14 protein-coding genes are annotated in these 19,418 nt (G+C 39.1%); 12 read left to right on the forward strand and 2 right to left on the reverse strand.

Going from position 1 to position 19,418, the window contains the following annotated elements; genetic code table 11:
- Positions 1-215: 215 nt before the first annotated feature.
- The 11 genes from AAC073_RS24480 (at position 216) to AAC073_RS24530 (ending at position 17,354) form a co-directional block, all read left to right on the forward strand.
- On the forward strand, positions 216-833 hold the full coding sequence (locus AAC073_RS24480) for a sigma-70 family RNA polymerase sigma factor (RefSeq protein ID WP_339926421.1): 618 nt from the start codon (positions 216-218) through the stop codon (positions 831-833).
- 170 nt (positions 834-1,003) lie between these two features.
- On the forward strand, positions 1,004-2,089 hold the full coding sequence (locus tag AAC073_RS24485; protein ID WP_339926422.1) for a FecR domain-containing protein: 1,086 nt from the start codon (positions 1,004-1,006) through the stop codon (positions 2,087-2,089).
- A gap of 164 nt (positions 2,090-2,253) precedes the next feature.
- The gene (locus AAC073_RS24490; RefSeq protein WP_339926423.1) at positions 2,254-5,586 is read left to right on the forward strand and encodes a TonB-dependent receptor; all 3,333 of its coding nucleotides are present in this window, start codon (positions 2,254-2,256) and stop codon (positions 5,584-5,586) included.
- A gap of 32 nt (positions 5,587-5,618) precedes the next feature.
- Positions 5,619-7,421 (forward strand): RagB/SusD family nutrient uptake outer membrane protein, encoded by a 1,803-nt coding sequence (locus AAC073_RS24495; RefSeq protein ID WP_339926424.1) that lies wholly within the window; start codon positions 5,619-5,621, stop codon positions 7,419-7,421.
- Positions 7,422-7,619: 198 nt separating this feature from the next.
- Entirely contained in the window at positions 7,620-8,360 is a 741-nt protein-coding gene (locus AAC073_RS24500) for a DUF1961 family protein (RefSeq protein ID WP_339926425.1), read from the forward strand.
- On the forward strand, positions 8,357-11,005 hold the full coding sequence (locus tag AAC073_RS24505) for a DUF4962 domain-containing protein (protein WP_339926426.1): 2,649 nt from the start codon (positions 8,357-8,359) through the stop codon (positions 11,003-11,005). Before AAC073_RS24500 ends, AAC073_RS24505 begins: the two co-directional genes overlap by 4 nt.
- 53 nt (positions 11,006-11,058) lie before the next feature.
- Positions 11,059-12,477: a sulfatase gene (locus tag AAC073_RS24510; RefSeq protein WP_339926427.1), complete on the forward strand. Its 1,419-nt coding sequence runs from the start codon at positions 11,059-11,061 to the stop codon at positions 12,475-12,477.
- Between the two features lie 849 nt (positions 12,478-13,326).
- Positions 13,327-13,557 (forward strand): addiction module protein, encoded by a 231-nt coding sequence (locus tag AAC073_RS24515; protein ID WP_339926428.1) that lies wholly within the window; start codon positions 13,327-13,329, stop codon positions 13,555-13,557.
- A complete protein-coding gene (locus tag AAC073_RS24520; protein ID WP_339926429.1) occupies positions 13,558-13,857 on the forward strand; it encodes a type II toxin-antitoxin system RelE/ParE family toxin in 300 nt (99 codons plus the stop codon). It abuts the gene before it with no gap.
- A 578-nt stretch (positions 13,858-14,435) separates the two neighbouring features.
- Positions 14,436-15,788, forward strand: coding sequence for a Gfo/Idh/MocA family oxidoreductase (locus AAC073_RS24525; protein WP_339926430.1), 1,353 nt, complete (start codon positions 14,436-14,438; stop codon positions 15,786-15,788).
- Between the two features lie 558 nt (positions 15,789-16,346).
- Complete coding sequence (locus AAC073_RS24530; protein WP_339926434.1) at positions 16,347-17,354, forward strand: amidohydrolase family protein; 1,008 nt, start codon at positions 16,347-16,349, stop codon at positions 17,352-17,354.
- Positions 17,355-17,447: 93 nt separating this feature from the next.
- On the opposite strand, the gene AAC073_RS24535 is transcribed toward AAC073_RS24530, so the two are convergent.
- On the reverse strand, positions 17,448-17,903 hold the full coding sequence (locus tag AAC073_RS24535; protein ID WP_339926431.1) for an Hsp20 family protein: 456 nt from the start codon (positions 17,901-17,903) through the stop codon (positions 17,448-17,450).
- 454 nt (positions 17,904-18,357) lie between these two features.
- Between AAC073_RS24535 and AAC073_RS24540 the strand changes: the two genes are divergently transcribed.
- Positions 18,358-18,537 (forward strand): hypothetical protein, encoded by a 180-nt coding sequence (locus AAC073_RS24540; protein WP_339926432.1) that lies wholly within the window; start codon positions 18,358-18,360, stop codon positions 18,535-18,537.
- A gap of 223 nt (positions 18,538-18,760) precedes the next feature.
- Here AAC073_RS24540 and AAC073_RS24545 read toward each other — a convergent pair whose 3' ends face one another.
- Entirely contained in the window at positions 18,761-19,165 is a 405-nt protein-coding gene (locus tag AAC073_RS24545; RefSeq protein ID WP_339926433.1) for a hypothetical protein, read from the reverse strand.
- Positions 19,166-19,418 lie beyond the last annotated feature (253 nt).

Genomic DNA, 19,418 nt, shown 5'->3' on the forward strand with positions numbered 1-19,418 from the left:
TCGCCGCCTTCATTATTACAGACCCGTAGATCATTCTACGGGTCTTTTTTTTGCCCTTTTTTTCAAAAGAAGTTCTTCATCACCTCAACCCTTCCTATTTGTTCAATCTTAGGATTATTTTTTATTTGATTAATACGATGGACTTAAGTTTAAAAATTTTTCTTTTAAAAGATTAATTTTTACTTTAACATTCTGAAAAGCCCAATTTAACAAGAATGTATACCAAGTCTTTTAAAGGTAATACCATAGATCATTCTAATGATTTGATACTTTGGCAAAAGGTAAAGAATGGAGATAAGAATGGTCTGGAAAGTTTATACCTAAGGTATTCACGCGATCTTTATACTATGGGAATGTCTATTAAACAAGACAATAGTTTAATTAAAGATTGCATTCATGATGTCTTTTTGACCATCTGGAATTCCAGAAAAAGACTTGGAAACACCGACAACATAAGGCTTTACCTTTTTAAGTGCTTAAGTCATAAGATTTACAAAGAAGTAGGTAAGGATAAAAAAAGGTACAGTACCCAATCGCTTGAGGACTATGAGGAAGTTGCATTATTGGATAATTTTGAATGCTTCGATGTGGAAACTGATGAATTGAAAAGGAAAAATTTATTGGTCTGTATTGACAAATTGCCCCTCCGTCAAAAAGAAATTATTCATTACTTATTTTTTGACAACCATTCTTATGATGATATAACCCATATAATGGGGCTTAATCTTCAGTCAGCCTATACCCTGGCATGGAAAGCCATCAATACGCTAAAAAAGAAAATGTTGATTGTATTCTTTCTTATGGTTGTAAGTACTTTATTGTTTTCCCTATAGTATCGCTGCACCTTTTCTATTTATAGTTTCTATTATATTACTTATTTTATCCTCGCCTTTTCGCATAAAATGAGGCTGTATTTTGCTGGAAATGTAAATCTTTAAAAATATATTATAAAGGGAGGATAGGTTTTCCTTTTTCAAGTATTATATCCATGAATTAATAAAATATGGATATACGAAAATATGAAGTGGAAGATTTTGTGTTGGATCCCAACTTTAGAAGATGGGTGCTGAAACCAACGACGTCGGACAATTTGTATTGGGAAAATATTTTTGATAAAGTGCCTTATAAGTTATATGAAGCATCCCAAGCAAGGGAGCTTATTCTCAATCTATCCACCAAGAAATTTAATTTACCCGATAAAGAGCAAAAATTTCTCTGGGATAGAATCGATAAGGATCTTGAAATTCGATATCCAGAGGAAGAAAACATAGTTATCCCACTTAATCCAATTGGGGTTTTAAAAAGTAGTTCGTATCAAAATTCTTCCAAGAAAAGGAATGGTTTCTTGTGGGTCAAGGTGGCTATAATTTCTTTTTTACTGGTTTTTATGGGGGCATTGATCTATTCTCAATTGTATCAACCCGTTCAGGTAGAAGAAATAGCAGCTATCGTATACGAAATAAAAAAAGCGGAGCCAGGTGTTAAAGTACAATTAACTTTAAAGGATGGCACTAAAGTATTGCTAAATTCTGGTTCTACCTTTCGTTACCCCAAAATATTCGACAAAAATAGCAGAGCGGTTTACTTAAATGGAGAGGCCTATTTTGAGATAGCTAAAGACAGTTTGAAGCCATTTATTGTGCATAGTGGCGTTTCTAAAGTAACTGCTTTAGGTACTTCCTTTGTTGTTAACGCCTACAATCCTGAACAAATTGACATTGCCCTAATAGAAGGCAAAGTGGCAGTTGAAAGCGCCATAAATAATCAATTTGAGTTATTGGATCCAGGTGAGGCTTTGTTATTGGACAATACTAAAGGAGTTTTAAAAAAGAGAGAATTCAATAGGGATAAAATCCTGAGCTGGACCAACAAAACCATTTTATTTGATAAAACATCCTTGGAAGAAAGCATTAAAACCTTGGAAAATTGGTATGGGGTAAAAATTAGGGTGCATAATACCCCTCAAAAGGAAATATTTCTTTCAGGAAAATTTAAGGATGAAACCCTTAAAAATGTCTTGAAAGGCTTAAGTTATGCCTCTAAATTTAAATTTACAATCAATAGAGATCAAGTTGAAATAAGATTTTAACCCAATACCAAAATGCCAATGAATTAAACTTGAAACAAAAAGTAAACCGAAGATGCGTCAACATCTTCGGCTTACAGAATTGGCGGATACAAATTTTGAGATAGGTTATCCGTCTAAATTAATTAAACCATTGTTCAATAGTCTAAAATAATTGTAGTAAAGATATGAAAAAACTTGTACTATTCCATGTTATACGCATGACAAAACTATTTACCTATGCCTTTCTGATTCAGTGCTTAACCATGAGTTTCCTTTTTGGTCACAACGGTAATGCACAAATCAAGGACATAGAAGAGGTAATGATCCGGCTTTCTCTTGAAGACATTCAAGTTGAAAAAGCATTTTCCATCATTGAAGACCTTTCCGGTTTTAGCTTTGTTTACTCAGCTAAAGAAATGAAGGATGTTGACAAGGTTTCTACAACCAATAAAACCCAAAGTCTCTACGATCTTTTACAATCATTTTCCGGACAAACTAATCTTCAGTTTCGGCAAGTGAACAATAATATCCACGTTAGAATAGCGGATTCACCCTCTCCAATGTCTAAAAATATAGAGGAAGTCTTGGCTGATGTAAATGTTTCAGGTGTTATCACTGATGATGAAGGTTCCCCATTGCCAGGAGCAACCATAACTGTTCAAGGATCTACAAGAGGGACGGTTTCCGATTTGGATGGAAAATATTCTCTTACCGTAGAAGAAGGAGCAACTTTGGTTTTCTCTTATATTGGTTATAAGGCTCAGAATGTTAAGGTTGGTAATCAGTCTACGTTGAATATTAAATTAGAACTTGATGCCTCTGCGCTGGAAGAAGTCGTGGTGGTTGGTTATGGAGAAGTTAAGAAAAGTGATTTAACCGGTGCTGTTGGCTCGGTTGATTCGGAAGCGATTGTGAGGCAAAACCCAGTTCAGGCTGCAAAGGCCCTTCAAGGTCAGGTTGCGGGTGTCAACGTCAATAAGATTAATTCACGTCCTGGATCTGACTATACCATCGATATAAGAGGTCTACAGTCCATAGGGTTCAGTAATGAACCTCTGGTTGTAATAGATGGAGTGATGGGAGGTAGGCTGAATACTTTAAATCCAAGTGACATCGCATCTATGGATGTTTTGAAGGATGCTTCTTCCTCCGCCATATATGGTGCTCGAGGGGCCAATGGAGTAATCATAATTACCACCAAAAAAGGAGTTAAGGGTAAAACCAAAGTTACTTATGAGGGATATGCCGGGGTTAAAACACCAGCCTTTTTACCAGATCTAATGAACGCTCAGGAGTTTTATACAGCATACAACGATGTGGTTATTGCTGAAAATCCCAATGCTCAGGTAGTTTGGACTACTGCCCAACTAGACAATGTTCAAAGTGGCAGGTCAGTGAATTGGGTAGATGAGGTGACCGCTCCTTCTCTTCAAACCAGTCACGTAGTTGCGCTCTCAGGTGGAAATGAAAACACTACCCATTATTTCTCCACTGGCTATTTAAATGAAAAAGGCAATGTATTGTACACAGGTTATGAGCGGTTTAACCTAAAGGGGAGCATGGATAGCAAATTGAATAATATAGTTAAGGTAGGCTTTAACACCTATTATACCTATAGTATTTTAAGTACTGGTTCATTTGAAACCTTAAGGAATGCATACAGGGCTAGGCCTACAGGTACTATCTTCTATGATGATTTGACCAATCCTACAGAAACCAACGACAAAAATGTGGACGGATATGCCTTTTGGATGGGAATCAAAGATACTCAGGTCAACAATCCGCTGACAGAAGTCGCGGCCAAAAATTTTCAGGATGAAACCAGGGTATCTAACTTTCTTGGCAATGGATACATCGAACTCACCCCATTTGAAGGGTTTTCATACAGGTCTTCTTTGTCAGCTTCTGTGTTTAACAGTAGAAGAGGAGAATATAGGGGAGCAGATTCCAAAAGCAGGATAAATAAATTACCAAGTGCAGGGAATGATTTTACCTTTAATGGTTCCTATACCTGGGACAATATCATTAATTATAAATTTAAAAGGGGGCTGCACGACTTTAATATTACGGCAGTGCAGAGTGCACTTCAGGAAAGATTTGAAACCTCTAGCATAAGTGTGGAGAACCTGGCTTATAATTCAAGCTTTTATGCATTGAATACTGCCGCTCAAATAAACGGTGTTGGAAGTAACTTGGTAGAAAGGTCCATAATGTCCTATATGGGTAGGTTAAATTATATATTTAATGACAAGTACCTTTTAACTTTAACAGGAAGGTATGATGGTTCTTCTGTATTAGCAGTAGGGAACCAATGGGCCTTTTTCCCATCTGCAGCCATTGCTTACAGACTTGGGGATGAGAAGTTTATTCAAAACCTTAATTTCTTTTCTGATTTAAAACTTCGATTAAGTTATGGTCGGGTTGGGAATGATGTCGTAGCCCCTTATTCTACACAGGCCTACCTAAGTAGAACTGCCTATGATTTCAATGGCAACCCTGCTTATGGTTATGCTCCGAGGAATATTGGTAATGCTGATTTAAGATGGGAGAACAGTGAAGAATTCAACTTGGGGATCAACATGGGCTTTTTGGGAAATAGAATTAATACCGAAGTAGAACTGTACAATAAGAAAACCAATGACCTGATCCAAAATGTGGCCATTCCTACTTCACTGGGCTTTGGTGCTGTAACTTCCAATGTGGGGAAATTACTTAACAGGGGTATTGAAGTAACCATTAATTCGGTAAATGTTCAAACCCAGGATTTCAGATGGAATACTTCTATCAATTTCTCATCAAACCACAATGAAATTTTAGAACTGTACGGGGGCACTGTTCAAGAGGACATTGCCAATAAACTTTTTGTAGGACAGTCTTTAAATTCAAATTACTATTATGAATTTGATGGAATTTGGCAATTGGATGAAAAGGAAGCAGCTTTGGCTTATGGACAAGTTCCTGGCTCTGTAAAAGTGGTTGACCAAAACAATGATGGCACCATTTCTTCATCAGGTGGAATAGATGATCGGATAATTTTAGGTAATCAGTTACCAAAATGGATGGCAGGTATCAGCAATACCTTTACCTATAAAGATTGGGACCTGTCCATTTTTATCTACACCCGACAAGGCGTGCAGTTTAGAAACAGCCTTTTGCAAGGAACTATGGGAGACCTGGGAAGTAACCGTTATAATGGCTTGAACCTTAATTACTGGACAGAAAATAATCCTACCGATGATTATTATGGCGTATGGCAAAACAATCCTTACCGGGAAGCCATACAATACAAAGATGCCAGCTTTTGGAGGATTTCAAACATTACACTTGGTTATAACTTGCCTAACAATCTGCTCAACACCATCAAGTTTAGTAATCTAAGGCTGTATGGACAGGCCAATAATGTTTATGTTTTTACCAAGGAAAAAAACGTTTGGATGGATCCGGAATTTAATTCAGGTACCTATCAGGATGATGTTCCCCATTCCATAATTCAATTTGGAGTTAGCGCATCCTTCTAATTTTCTTATCTGAAACTTAAAATATTTTAACAATGAAAAGATATAACCTTCAATATATAGTCCTGTTTTTTCTACTGATGTTTGGTGGAGCAGGATGTCAGGATTTTCTAAAGGAAGAGTCCATTTCAAATATTACCACTGATTCCTACATTACCACAGAAGAAGGATATGAGGACTTGATTAAATCTTGTTATCCCCTATTGCGAGATTTTGTTCTCCAATATCCCATTGCCTTGCCTGGTACTGACCTTTTCCAAAATGGAGGCTGGAGTGAAAAAGCAGTAGGTCAAGGACCTGCGCTTGACACCTACGTAAACATTACCTCAGAAACCTTTACTGGGCCATGGGATATATTTTACAGAGAAATAGGTCGGACGAATGCTGCTATAAGTAGGGCTGATGACATTACTTATGCTAACCCTACTACCAAAGCGGCAAGGGTTGGTGAAGCCAAGTTTTTGCGTGCCTTGTCGTATTTTTACCTGGTACAGACTTGGGGAGATGTTCCCATGCCTTTGGAAGAAACCATCACAGCCAACAAAGCGGTGGTAAGAGAATCTTCTGCCAATATTTATACCCAAATTTTAAAAGACTTAACAGAAGCAGAAGCAGATCTTCCTGAGGAGGCAACTGATTATGGAAGGGTTACGAAAGGAGCGGCTCAATTTCTTTTGGCGAAAGTATATTTGACCAGGGGATGGAATTTTAACAACGCTTTGGGAGGTAGTTCGGATGATTTTAATAAGGCCTTGACCTATGCAGATCAAGTTATAGCTGCTTATCCATTGGTTCAGAATTACAAGACGCTTTTCCCTATCAGAACCGAAAATCCGCTTACTCAATATACAGGTTCGCAGGATGCTAGTAACAGTGAAGTAATATTTGCGATTCAATACAATGATGATGTATTGACCAATGCCAATGAGGGGGACAATAGAGAACCAGGTAATTATTACCATTCTCTATTTCCTGGAAACAGCGAATTGGTAGGAAGTAATGGAAGAACCAGTGATTATAACCGTCACCTAAGTCCCAATGAGCCTACTCCCTCCCTGTACAGAATGTTTGATCCTCAGTTGGATAGTAGGTATTCACACAATTTTCTAAGGGTGATTTATGCCTTGCAACCTGTAAACAATTATGCCTATAGTTTCGAAGATCCAAACTTGACAGTGAGCTATGAAATCGGTGATACAGTTGCCTATTGGACCCCGTGGAATCAGCCGGCTTATGGCGCAGATAAAGGCATTGATGAAGGAGGATCAAAAAAATATGCAGTGATGAATCATGAGCAAATTATAAGTGGAGTAGCCATTTCAAGACTAACCGCTACCAGGCCTTCCATGTGGAAATTCTGGGAGCCGAATATTCCTTATGGAGATGGTTACGGTACTTTTGACTTTGCTTTGTTCAGGTCTGCTGAGGCCTACCTCTTGGCGGCTGAAGCCATTGTAAAAGGTGCCTCCGGAGGAGCTTTAGGTGGTGCTGATGTGTATTATAATAAAGTTTTGGATCGCGCGGTAGGTGAAGGAGTGAATCCCCAGAAAGCTAAATTTCCTGAGATTCTAAGTTCATTGGAAACAGAGTCTTACCGGGCAACTCCCGCTACGATATCTATTGATTTAATTCTTGATGAAAGTGGAAGGGAATTGATGGGTGAATTCAACCGTTGGTTTGATCTGAAAAGAACAGAAAAATTGATTGAGAGAACCGAGAAGTACAACTTCTGGACCAAGGCAAATGGGAATTTATCGGAAATGCATTTGTTGCGACCGATTCCGCAACATGAAATTGATAGGTCTCAACCAGCTATTTCTCAAAATCCAGGTTATTAATAGTATTTGCTCAGGAATAAAAAATTAAAATGGGAGAGGAGAAATTTTCTCCTATTTTAATTTTCTCGTGTTGATATTTGAAGCCCTGAAATCGCTTTGCACAAAATTTTAGCAAAAAGTTGAGCCATCCGGTTAAAATAGTTTGAGATATTTTCCTATTCCAGACCAAAGATTAATGAAAAATAGAAATAGGGGCAAATGAATTTCCAAGTAAGAATGATAAGGATACTTTTCCTGCTTATTGTCTTCTGCTATTGCCAGAACAAAAGTTTTGGACAGTCGTTGGAAATTCAAAAAGGCCAACTGATTTATGAAAATACGCTGTTTTCAGCAAAAGCTGTAGAGGAATGGGTAATGGAAGGGCCTGGAAAGGTTGAATTTAGAAATGGCTGGATGGAAATGTACTCGCCCCAAGAGGAATTTCACCATGTTTTTTGGTGCCCGGAGGATTTTCCAGAGAGTTTTGTTGCCGAATGGGAGGCCCAAAACCTAAATACTGAGGCTGGCCTGTGCATCTTGTTTTTTGCTGCCAAAGGTAAAAATGGAGAGGACCTGTTTGGCTCCTCCTTTCCCTTGAGAGATGGGACATTTAGTCAATATACCAAGAGTGAGGATTTTAATACTTACCACATTTCCTACTATGCCAACGGGAGGAACAATCCCGGAAGGGAGGTTTCACATCTAAGGAAGAACAGTGGTTTTCATCTGGTGCAGCAAGAAGAACCTGGCATTCCTGTAGCCTCAAAAGAAATACATAAACTCAAATTGATAAAAGACGATTCTCGAATAATCATGTATGTCGATGGTCGGAAAATAATAGACTGGACGGATAAGAATGATTATGGTCCAGTTTTAGAAGGGGGAAAAATAGGGTTTAGACAGATGCAGTGGACCCATTTTAGGTACAAAAACTTTAAAGTGTGGGAGCTTGGTAAATGAAAAAACCTAAAGATAAATTAATGGTTCCATTTGGCTTAAGCAACAAGCCTAACCAAAATTATAGCTTTCTTACCCTAGGTTATGTGCTGTTTTGTGGCCTAATAATTCTCGGATGTGGGGAAAAGACGCAAGAGTTGGCAGTTCTTCAAAAAACCAATCTTTTGAAAGTGGTTTATCCCCGCTACCTGGATTACCCTAAACCATCTGCAGGAATGCTTGCCCAGCTAAATCCCCCCGTATTGAGATGGCCTTTAATAAAAGGGGAGAATATCCACTACGATGTTCGGCTATCTACTGAAAAAGATTTTTCTACGCCAAATAAAATCCTTGAAATAAAAAACAGCCCTTGGGCAATGTTTAACCCCCACCAAATACTGGAAAGCGGTTCCTGGTATTGGCAATTCAAGCAAAGTGGAGAGAATTGGTCTAATGTTCAGCATTTTAAAGTGGACGAAGGAGCCATTCCGATGGTATCCCACAGTGCCGAACAATTTTTACGGTCATTGCCAAAGCAGCACCCAAGAGTACTTGCTACTGCACCAGAACTAGGCCAACTTCGTCGGTTGGAGCCAAATGCAGATACCCGAGCCATTATAAATAGTGCTGAATTAGCCCTTCTTACAGGTATACTTAAAGAGCAAGATGGTACGCCCAAACGAAAAGGAGAAGAGGCAGAACAGGAAAGAAAGCTTCGCCTTGATGCCAGCAAGGAACTTGGTACTGAAGTTTATGATGCCGTAGTTTCCTTATCCGAGGCCTATATTTTAAGTGGCAAAGAGGCCTATGCTGAGAAAGCTATTCAAATGGCAATTGAGGTAAGCAATTGGGACCCAAAGGGCGTATCGAGTACCAATGATTTTAGTGATGCACGTTGTATGCTTGCCATGGCCATGGTCTATGACACTTTTTATGACAGGCTTAGTGAAAAGCAAAAATTTACCTTACTTGAATCCATTAAAGCAAGGGCATCCCATTTTTACGATGACTGGATAAATAATATTGAGGCCAAGGTATTGAGTGGACATGTATGGCAACATATTCTCCATTATTTTTTTCAAACAAGCCTGGCCGTTTATGGGGATGAACCGGAAGCAGCCAAGTGGATGGCTTATGCCTATGAATTGTTTTTGGCAAGAGCTCCTGTATTGGGAGGTATGGACGGTGGGTGGTCAGAAGGCGTCTCTTATTTCCGAATGAATATGGAAACCATGATAGACATTCCCTTGTACATAAAAAAATTCACAGGGTTTGACTTTATCAATGCACATCCTTGGTACCAAAACCAAGCCGATTGGATGATCTACCATATTCCTCCAGGTGCTGCCTCAGATGGTTTTGCTGACAATTCAGAAGAAGTGAATGTTCCAGGTATCGACTATGTGGCCTTTGCCCTGGAGCTGGCAAAGCTAACGGGAAACCCAATAGCTGCCTGGTATGCAAATGAATGTTTAAAATACGATAAATCGCACCTATCGGAGGAGCCCGTCCTGAGGTGGATACGGCTTACAAAGACCCGTAATTTACCTACTCCCGATTTGCCTAAGCAACTGGACTTGCCTATGGGAAGGTCTTTTACTGATATAGGCCTGGTGGCCATGCACAGTGAGATTACCAACACCAAAGATAACTTGATGGTAGCGATGCGTTCCAGTCCCTTTGGCTCCTATGGGCACATGCTTTCCGACCAAAACGTTTTCAATATTCTCTATGGAGGAAAAAAACTGTTTTACAGAACAGGTTATAAGGTATCCATGAAAGACCCACACCGTACAGGCTGGTACCAGCATACAAAAAGTCAGAATGGTATACTGGTAGACGGGGCAGGCCAACCTTATAGCACAGAAGCTTTTGGATGGATTTCCAGGTTTCTGCAGGCGGATGAGCTGGCCTATGCCAAAGGAGATGCTTCTCAAGCTTATCAGAGTAAAGAAACTGGTGAGGAATATTCCGTAGTGAAAAACTTTAGGCACCTGGTAATGCTAAAACCGGATGTGGTCCTTGTCTATGATGAGTTGGAGGCCACCAAGGAGGTGGATTGGTCATGGCTCATCCATAGCCTTGAGGAAATGACAATTGACGAGAATAACCAAACCTTTGCTGTACAGCTGGAGAATGGAGCAGGAAAAGGAAGGCTCTGGGCTTCAGAAGATTTGACCTTTCACCTAAGCGACACTTTTGAGGTAGCAGCAGTAAATTGGAGAAAAACGATGAAGGAAGATGGGAGTCTAAAGTCCTATAAGAATAATCAGTATCATCTCAAGGCAAGTAGCACTACCAAAACGGCTAAAATGCGGTTTTTTGCTGTCATTCAAGCTGGGAAAGTAGTTAAAGATACTGAATGGATGGAAGGAAAAATTGAAAATGGAACCGCAACAATCAAAATAGGATATTGGAACATTACTGCAAATCTGGCATCAGAGATTAAACCTGGTCTTCAAATCCATAACGAGGCAACAGAGACGGTTTTTTCTTCGCATGGAAATTCCCTTCAGTTACGTGATGAAATATTTAGTGGTGAATATCCGGGAAGTACCCGAATGGGAATTATTAAAGACAATTCCCCTTTGTTCCTGGAGATCAAAGACCAATTTCCCAATGAAATGTTATCGCGGTTCAATTATTTTCAAAAAGGCCAACGGAAGTGAGCTATGGTTTTTAATTTATTAAGCTTTCAATTCAACCGACAAACACCAAAAACATGAAAAGAATACTTTTGATTTTTATGCTTTCCGTTATAACGTTGATTGGTGCAGGAAGCTTTAAACTTGTCAATAAACCAGGGAAGTTAGCTCCGCCAAATTTTATTTTTATACTAACCGATGACCAGGGTTGGAGCAGCACCTCCATAGGTATGGATGACCGGATTCGGGAATCAAAAAGTGATTATTATGAGACGCCCAACATTGACAGGTTGGGCAGGGAGGGCATTCGTTTTACCAATGCCTATGCACCCGCTGCCATTTGTTCTCCTTCCCGACGGAGTATTTTATTTGGACAAACGCCTGCAAGGCAGGGAGATGAAATATTCTCCAAAAATTACCAGCCCTATTCCAAGGAGCAGAAAATCACCATTCCCCTTTTATTGAAAGCCATAGATCCGGGTTACAAAACCGCTCATTTTGGCAAGTGGGACTTAAGGGCAGAGATTTTCCCGGAAGACCTGGGCTATGATGAAAGTGACGGTGATACCCGCAATTCCCACGGAAATCTAATGACCAATAAAGAAGATAAGTGGGAGGGATTGTTCATCAATGATGACCCTAAGCGGAGCTCCTCGATAACAGGAAGGGCAATGAATTTCATGCAAAGACAGGTCCGGGAAGGCAATCCCTTTTACCTCCAAATTAGCCATTATGCCCCTCATGTAGACATTCAGACCAAGCAAACTACCCTTGATAAATACCGGAATAAGGCAAAAGGAGTGAAGCACAATAATCCTGGCTGGGCAGGGATGTTGGAGGACATGGACCGAACTGTGGGTGACATAATGGAGAAGGTGGAACAACTCGGTATTGCGGAAAACACCTATATCATCTTTATGGCTGACAATGGAGGGGTTGAATTCCTTCCTCCAGTACCATCCAAGCGAAAAATGCTGCATCCTGATACCTTCGACAAGCCTATGCGGAATTTTCCCCTACGTGGTGGAAAATGGACCCTTTATGAGGGAGGCATACGGGTACCTTTTATGGTTAAAGGCCCTGGAATAGCACCCGGGAAAATGAGTCACGAATCCGTGGGAGGTTGGGATATTTTACCGACCATTGGTGAATTGGCAGGTTATAGCCAGCCTTTGCCCGAGGACCTGGATGGGGGAAGTTTTGCAGGTATTGTTCAATCAGGAGGAAAAGGAAAAGTTAGCAGAAACAAAGATTACCTGGTCTTTCACCGGTACAGCAAGGCCTATCCACATTCAGCCCTTATTCAAGGAAATTACAAAGTCATCAGGTTTTGGAAAACCGGAAAATTGGAGCTTTATAACCTGGCTTCAGATTTTGGGGAATTAAAGGATTTGTATGGGACAGATACAAGTAAAGCGAATGAACTAGACTTTCAGATGAAAGCGTATATAAAAGAGGTGAATCCTGGCTTATTGGAGGAATTATTGGCTTATTGATAGTGATAGCGAACAATGATGCACGCTTAACTTTCCGTGAAGAAGTCAATACTTGGAGATGTGTCAATGTATTTGTTAAGGCGTCCTTTTCCTTGGCAAAATTTAATGTATTCGCTAAACTAAGAGCGCCGTGGCCGGGTCCAAAACTACAAAGGTACGAGGCCCTTGTTATAGAAGATTTCTTTTGGCTAGATTTTTCTTTGGTTCGTTTCTTTTCATCATGTATACCCTGTCTTATTCAGGGCCTGTCCTGTAGCGGAGCACCTCATGGCCTGTGTAACTCAGGGAAAAAAAAATGAACGTATTACTGCCAGTTTGTGGATAAAAATAAAAGCTGTTTAAACCATCCATTGAATGTTTAACTCGAAATAGCTCTGATTCAACATTTTTTCCTTCTTTTTATTTATAGACTTAATTTATTAAAGTATTCAGTTTTAATAATTCACATCTTATTTGTTTCTGTTGTGATCGGCTTTCAGAGCCACCTAATTATCCATTGCACCCGAATAGTTATTAGTTTAACCAAATATTGACTCCATTGTATAAATAATACTTGGGTAAACTATAAATCAAATTTTTCCGTTGATTGGTTGATGCTCAATTATTGAAATAAATAAAAATCCTTATTTTTAAGGGTTTTCAATCGATAGTTGTTAAAAAAGACCGCTTGGAAAGAGCGAAAATCAAATGGTTTTTAGTGTTATCATTAAGATAGGCAGTTTTTAATGATAATCTTAATAGTATTGTTTTTACCTTATTTAAGGTTAAATAGGAGATCAAAATAGAAAAAGTTTAACAAATTCGATGCTGTTTTACAAGTGGTGAACGCTCAAATTAATTAATGTGATTATGAAGCTTCAATATATTTCAGATAGTACGGGCAAAACTACGGGTGTATATATTCCCATCTCTGAATGGAATGAACTCAAGGCTAAATACAAGGGAATAGATCAGGAAAAGATTGATATTCCGGAATGGCAAAAAGAAGAAGTAAAAAAACGTCTTGATGACTTCAAGAATAATGCTGAACAAGCACTAAATTTTGATTCAGCTATGGACAGTATTGAAAAAGACCTTTAGATGTACGATTCAGAAATTTTACCAATTGCCAGAAAAGATATTTCAGAAGCGGCATCTTGGTACAATTCTAAAGAAAAAGGCTTAGGTAAACGTTTTATCCAGGAAGTTAGAAACAAGGTTTTACGTATAAGACAAAACCCCAAAATTTCATCGATTCGTTACGATGCTGTTCAAACGACTGTGTTGGATATATTCCCTTTTATGATTCATTATACCATTGATGATTCGAAGAAAACAGTAATTATTGTGGGGGTATTTCATACTTCAATTGATCCCGGCAGATGGACAAAAAGAAAATAAGAATTGATTACAAATATCGTGGAGCAGCATCTGGTTTTCCCACATCAAGGAAATCGCATTTGTTTTTTTATTTAGTACTTGTTGTTTATAGGGTTCAGACTCCAAAACTTCGTCAAACAATGCCTATGCCATTCTCAACTCCTACTTAAATTTCTTGATGCCGAAATCTACAAGGCGGAAATTTATCTACAACTTATAATGAATCTCATTCCTATTGAATTGTTTTTTTCGACTATGGTATAGGTGACTGAGCGGAGCCGAAGTCAATGCAAAAAGCGTTTCTCTTCAATACCGAAAGTTGAAAACTTTCTTCATGATAGGTCTAAGTTACGCTTCGCTAAACTAAGACCAGATCGGATACGTGGAACCTCTTGGATTTTAGCCTTAAACAAAATATACAAATCAGAAGTGTTTTATGCCCAAAAGACAAAAAAATAAAGTATTTTGACTGGAGATAAACCAAATTGGCTCCAATTAGATACCCCTTGTCTTTTTGCCAGTGCTTAAACTGGCTCAAAAAAAATCAATTTGGGTTTTTAAATTGGATAGTCAAGTTATACCTAAATCAAAAGAATATAATGAAATCAACAAGAAGAACATTTCTAAAATCAGCTTCAACAGCTGGTTTAGGAGCATTATTCATCCCTAATTTTATTGAACGTCCACCAAGCACAAAATTGCGTTTTGCAATGATTGGTGTTGGAGCCAGAGGTCACGCCAGTTGGAGTCAGGTTGCCGTAGAGGATATTGTGGCCATGTGCGATGTTGATGACAGAATGACTGAGCAAGCATACAAAAGGGTACCTAAGGCTAAAAAGTACAAGGATTTCAGGGTGATGTTCGACGAAATGGCCAACGAAATTGATGCCGTTATGATTGCTACACCTGACCACACCCATTTCCCTGCTGCAATGGCTGCCATGCAACTTGGGAAACATGTATTGGTTGAAAAACCACTGGTGCATAATATTTGGCAATGTCGCACTATGAAAAAAGCTGCAAAACATTATGGTATCGTTTCACAAATGGCAAATCAAGGCCATACAACCCATGGAATTAGATTAGTAAAAGAGTGGTATGATGCAGGTGTTCTTGGGGAGGTAAAAGAAGTAATTAGATGGGGAGGTCCAACAACATTTAACCCGGATGGATATTTCTCGAAGCCTGAAGGGTTTCCATTTCCAGAACATGAAGTACCTGAGGGTTTAGATTGGGATTTATGGAAAGGTCCCGCAGCTGATCGTCCTTTTAATAATGAATATGCACCTAAATCATGGAGATCTTTCTACGATTTTGGTAGCGGAGCAATGGCCGACTGGTGTTGTCATACTTTAGACGCTCCTTTTTGGGCATTGGATCTCGGAATGCCACATACTGTAGATGCCGTGATACCAAATCCTGAAGTTCCAGATCATAGTATGATTGCCCAGGAATCAACGATAACATGGCAATTTGGAGCTCGTGGTAATAAACCACCTGTTACAATGAAATGGATAGAAGGCATGGGCACACCCGAATTAAAGGAAGAGTATGGGCTTAAAGAAATGCCGGACAATGGGATGATTATGATTGGTTCTAAGAAGACACTTTATCATGGAGGTCGTCCAAACAATCCTCGATTACTTGTTCCTGAAGAAGAATGGGCAGATTTCCAAAAGAATAAACCAGCAGAAACCATTCCGAGAGTGGCCGAAGAAAAACCAGTACAAGAATGGGTGGCTGCCATAAAAAACGACACCTTGCCGGGCTCAAATTTCGATTACGGTGCAGACTTAACAGAAATGGGACTAGTTGGAGTACTAGCCCAACGTTTTGGCGGAACTATCAATTACGACGCAAAAAACATGAAGGCCGTTGGTCGTCCGGAGTTAGATGCATACATTAAAGAACCAGTTCGCGAAGGTTGGTCTTACGGAGAAGACCTTTGGTAAAATAGACCGCAGTACGTTGAAAATTTATTCGTGAAAGGTTTTATAATGAAATAAATAACAATTTCTGGGTTCGATGTCGTAAGCCATCTTATAATCAACCCAAATCTCATTTTCAGCCAATCCCCCTTATCCATTAAGGGGGATTTTTTCGAAACCATAAACCTATATTAATATTTTAAAATGTAATCTGTAAACTTATTTAAAAACGAGTCATTATTAAGATCAAATCACCCTGTTGGGTGACATCGCTGAGGTTTGTATTATTAATTTGGAACACTAAAGCATGTTGTTGTCATAAAAACTTTAAAAGGTTTGTTTCAACGGTATTCCGGATTCGAAAGGAAATACAACTGCCTTGGTAGCTTATTGGACCAACGTACGCTAAAAAGTAATTGCAGGGTTCGAGGTTTTACCAAATTGCCTTTACAAGGAGGGTTTAATCAAGCCTATCCTTTTCAAAGAAATAATTTTGCAGTCCATCCAGCTATTCATTTGTCTTTTTAGGAAGACTGTAGTAACTTTTAAGGGTTGTTATACCAAACCCATATAGCCTTGAAAATGAAACCCTTTAATACAAATAACCATCCAACAGCCATTTATTTCGGCAGGCAACAAAGCCAATCGAAAAAAGGTCACGAGGTGAATTGCATCAAACGCCGTGACTGCCTAGGGATCTTAGGTGGATCACTTGCAAGCCTTGCACTGACTTCGAGGTCGTGGGCGGAGAAGGCCCACAGCGATCTGCCGGTCGTCGATACCCATCTGCACTGTTTTGCAGGCTCGGACAGCAATGAATTTCCTTATCATCCCAACGGACCCTATCAACCTGATGCCGCTGCCACTCCAGAGCACCTGCTGAGCTGTATGGACGGAGCAGGGGTTAAATACGCAATCGTTGTCCATCCGGAACCGTACCAGGACGACCATCGCTACCTGGATCATTGTTTGGAAGTTGGTGGGGGTCGACTGAAGGGTACCTGCCTGTTTTTCGCTGACCAGCCTGATTCGCTGGCTGCGATGCCATCATTTTTGAAGGACCGGGAAGGGAGTATTATTGCGTCCCGGGTTCATGCTTACGCTCCCGATCGGTTGCCTCCGTTTAGGAAACCGGAACTCCGTAAATGGTGGCGTAGTGTCGCCGATGCCGGCGTTGCTGTGCAATTGCATTTCGAACCCCGCTATGCTCCAGGCTTCGAGCGTTATATTCGGGAATTTTCTGACACCACCGTGATCATCGATCATCTTGGGCGTCCGTTTCAAGGATCACCAGAGGAATATGCCAGGGTATTGCGCTGGGCTGACTTTCCTAACACAGTAATGAAGCTAGCGGCGATTCCCGCATCAGAAAGCTATCCTCATCAGGATATCAGGCCGATCATCCGCCAATTGACCAGTGCCTGGGGCGCCGAAAGGATGATTTATGGCGGGGGCTTCAATACAGCTGCGACACCAGACTCCTACCGCCGCTACCGTGAGGACCTGCTGGAGCACCTCTCACACCTCTCGTCACAGGAGCAGGCAGCAATACTCGGTGGTAATGCAGCACAACTATTCGGCTGGAGCTAAGCAAACCTATGGGGCCTAATAGAAATAAAACGAAAAAAAGTTCCTTGGCTAACCAAGGAACTTTTTTTAATTTACTTCAGGACTTGTTCCCGATTAAGATACAGTGATTTGCTTCACTCTTTTGTCTTCTTCTTTTTTAGGAAGGACTAATTTAAGGATTCCGTCCTGATACTGAGCGTTGATTTGATCTACATCTATCCTGTCTTCTTCAATTAAGAAAGACCTTTCGAAGCTTTCGTAATGAAACTCAGTTCTTTTAACTTTGTGAGACTCCTCTTTCTCCTCTGTTTCCGTTTTTTTACTTGCAGAAATGGTCAGGTGATTTTTTTCAAAGGAGATGTTAAAATCTTCTTTTTTCAAACCCGGAGCAGCTACATCCAAAAGGAATTCTTTATCATTTTCTTTAATGTTTACTGCTGGGCTGTTACCATTGAATCGCTTTTCAGGATTTCCCAAAACAAAAGAGGAGGGCACATCAAATAACTGGTCCAACCAATTGTTAAAGTCAGGAGCTTGTGGTTTTCTACCGTTTGTTTTTATAAGTGTCATGGCTATAAATGTTTAATTTTTAACTTCTTTTTATACTCTTTGAACAAAGTAAATGCCAACTGCATAAATGACTTAATGATTTGATAAACAAGACAATACGTCATATTTATGCATTTGAGTAATGACATAATGGCTTGTTTTCTTAGTTGAGTGTGACGATGTGGCAGACTGCTGTAATCGGGGTCCTTTCCTTTTGAAGGCAGCAAAGATTTATAGAACTTAGTAGAGGCCTTTGTTACCTTTTCAAAGGAGGAGATAGCGAATTATGGCTTGATTAAAAATTCATTGATGCTGTAAGGTTTACAAATGAACCTTAGCATTAAGAATCTTTAGGATTTGATTTCTTATTTAATGGAGTGATAGGAGGTAAATGACAGACAGCGTTGATTGTTTAGTCCATTATCCATTATTATAGCTGGTTGGGCTGTACTTTAAAATGTTAAGTAAATAAATCATGAAAAAATCATTGTATACCTTAATAATTTCCGCATTAGGAGTTATCATTTTTGCAGCTTTAAAAACCCAATCCGACCACTATTTGTATGGCTGGGGAATATTAGTAGCTGCTCTGGTTTTCATTTTCACATTGGCCTATTGGCTTATTGTTTTAAATAGAAAAAAACAGCAAAGCTAGACGAAAGTTGACTGTGTGCTGTTGTTAGTTTCTTTTCAAAAGTTCATTAGGATACCTCTTGGCTTGGTGAGCAGTAAATTTCGAGAAATAGGATAGTATAAAAGTTTGTTGAATCAATAAAGCTTGAGCTCACTTGGAACTGAATTTTCATTATTCTCCATCATTTTTAAAAACTTTTGTGATGGAAGAAAATTTTTGGTTTAATCTATCTACCAAACGTATACTAATTCTTAGCTGGTATAATTGAAAATTGCTCAATTCCTTTCCTGTCAATAAATAGCCTTATTATTCCATTATCATTTTTAAATGGGACATTTATGGTTTTATCATTATTTGTTAAGGCAATAAATTTATTCTCCATCTCATATTGATAAATGGAATCTCCAAAGAATTCCATACCAAACCTGGGATCAATATTAACAGTTGAATTGTCCTTTGAAAAAATAAATGTGCTATTGGGACTAGTAATAATTGGTAATATATCTTTTCGTGCAATTGAATCTTTTGCAAACTCGGGGGTCATTGTAAAATCAATGATAGAATATTCACCTTCTATCGAAAATTCTTTGTCATAAGGATTACATGAAAATACAAGAAAGGAGATTACAATAAGTAATGTTGTCTTCATTTTGATTCTCTATTAAAGTTAGGTATTAATTCAGCCTAAATTAGGAGTTGTATTAATGGTGCACGGCGCCTGTTATAATCAAACATTAAATGAATTTTAAAAAATGCCTGTTTTCACACTATTCCGTTCTACTATATTATTAAATACTAAAATAAAGGTTTAGTAATAGGAATCAAATAGATATAAGACAATTAATCCTATTGAATAAGGCGCTTTTTAAATGGTATAAATAGGGCTATATTGCTAGTAAACG

Source organism: uncultured Cyclobacterium sp., assembly GCF_963977555.1.
GTDB lineage: Bacteria > Bacteroidota > Bacteroidia > Cytophagales > Cyclobacteriaceae > Cyclobacterium.

Coding starts and splice junctions, on each gene's coding strand:
- AAC073_RS24480 (WP_339926421.1), top strand. CDS start 216: ATGTATACCAAGTCTTTTAAAGGTAATACCATAGATCATTCTAATGAT.
- AAC073_RS24485 (WP_339926422.1), top strand. CDS start 1,004: ATGGATATACGAAAATATGAAGTGGAAGATTTTGTGTTGGATCCCAAC.
- AAC073_RS24490 (WP_339926423.1), top strand. CDS start 2,254: ATGAAAAAACTTGTACTATTCCATGTTATACGCATGACAAAACTATTT.
- AAC073_RS24495 (WP_339926424.1), top strand. CDS start 5,619: ATGAAAAGATATAACCTTCAATATATAGTCCTGTTTTTTCTACTGATG.
- AAC073_RS24500 (WP_339926425.1), top strand. CDS start 7,620: ATGAATTTCCAAGTAAGAATGATAAGGATACTTTTCCTGCTTATTGTC.
- AAC073_RS24505 (WP_339926426.1), top strand. CDS start 8,357: ATGAAAAAACCTAAAGATAAATTAATGGTTCCATTTGGCTTAAGCAAC.
- AAC073_RS24510 (WP_339926427.1), top strand. CDS start 11,059: ATGAAAAGAATACTTTTGATTTTTATGCTTTCCGTTATAACGTTGATT.
- AAC073_RS24515 (WP_339926428.1), top strand. CDS start 13,327: ATGAAGCTTCAATATATTTCAGATAGTACGGGCAAAACTACGGGTGTA.
- AAC073_RS24520 (WP_339926429.1), top strand. CDS start 13,558: ATGTACGATTCAGAAATTTTACCAATTGCCAGAAAAGATATTTCAGAA.
- AAC073_RS24525 (WP_339926430.1), top strand. CDS start 14,436: ATGAAATCAACAAGAAGAACATTTCTAAAATCAGCTTCAACAGCTGGT.
- AAC073_RS24530 (WP_339926434.1), top strand. CDS start 16,347: ATGAAACCCTTTAATACAAATAACCATCCAACAGCCATTTATTTCGGC.
- AAC073_RS24535 (WP_339926431.1), bottom strand. CDS start 17,903: ATGACACTTATAAAAACAAACGGTAGAAAACCACAAGCTCCTGACTTT.
- AAC073_RS24540 (WP_339926432.1), top strand. CDS start 18,358: ATGAAAAAATCATTGTATACCTTAATAATTTCCGCATTAGGAGTTATC.
- AAC073_RS24545 (WP_339926433.1), bottom strand. CDS start 19,165: ATGAAGACAACATTACTTATTGTAATCTCCTTTCTTGTATTTTCATGT.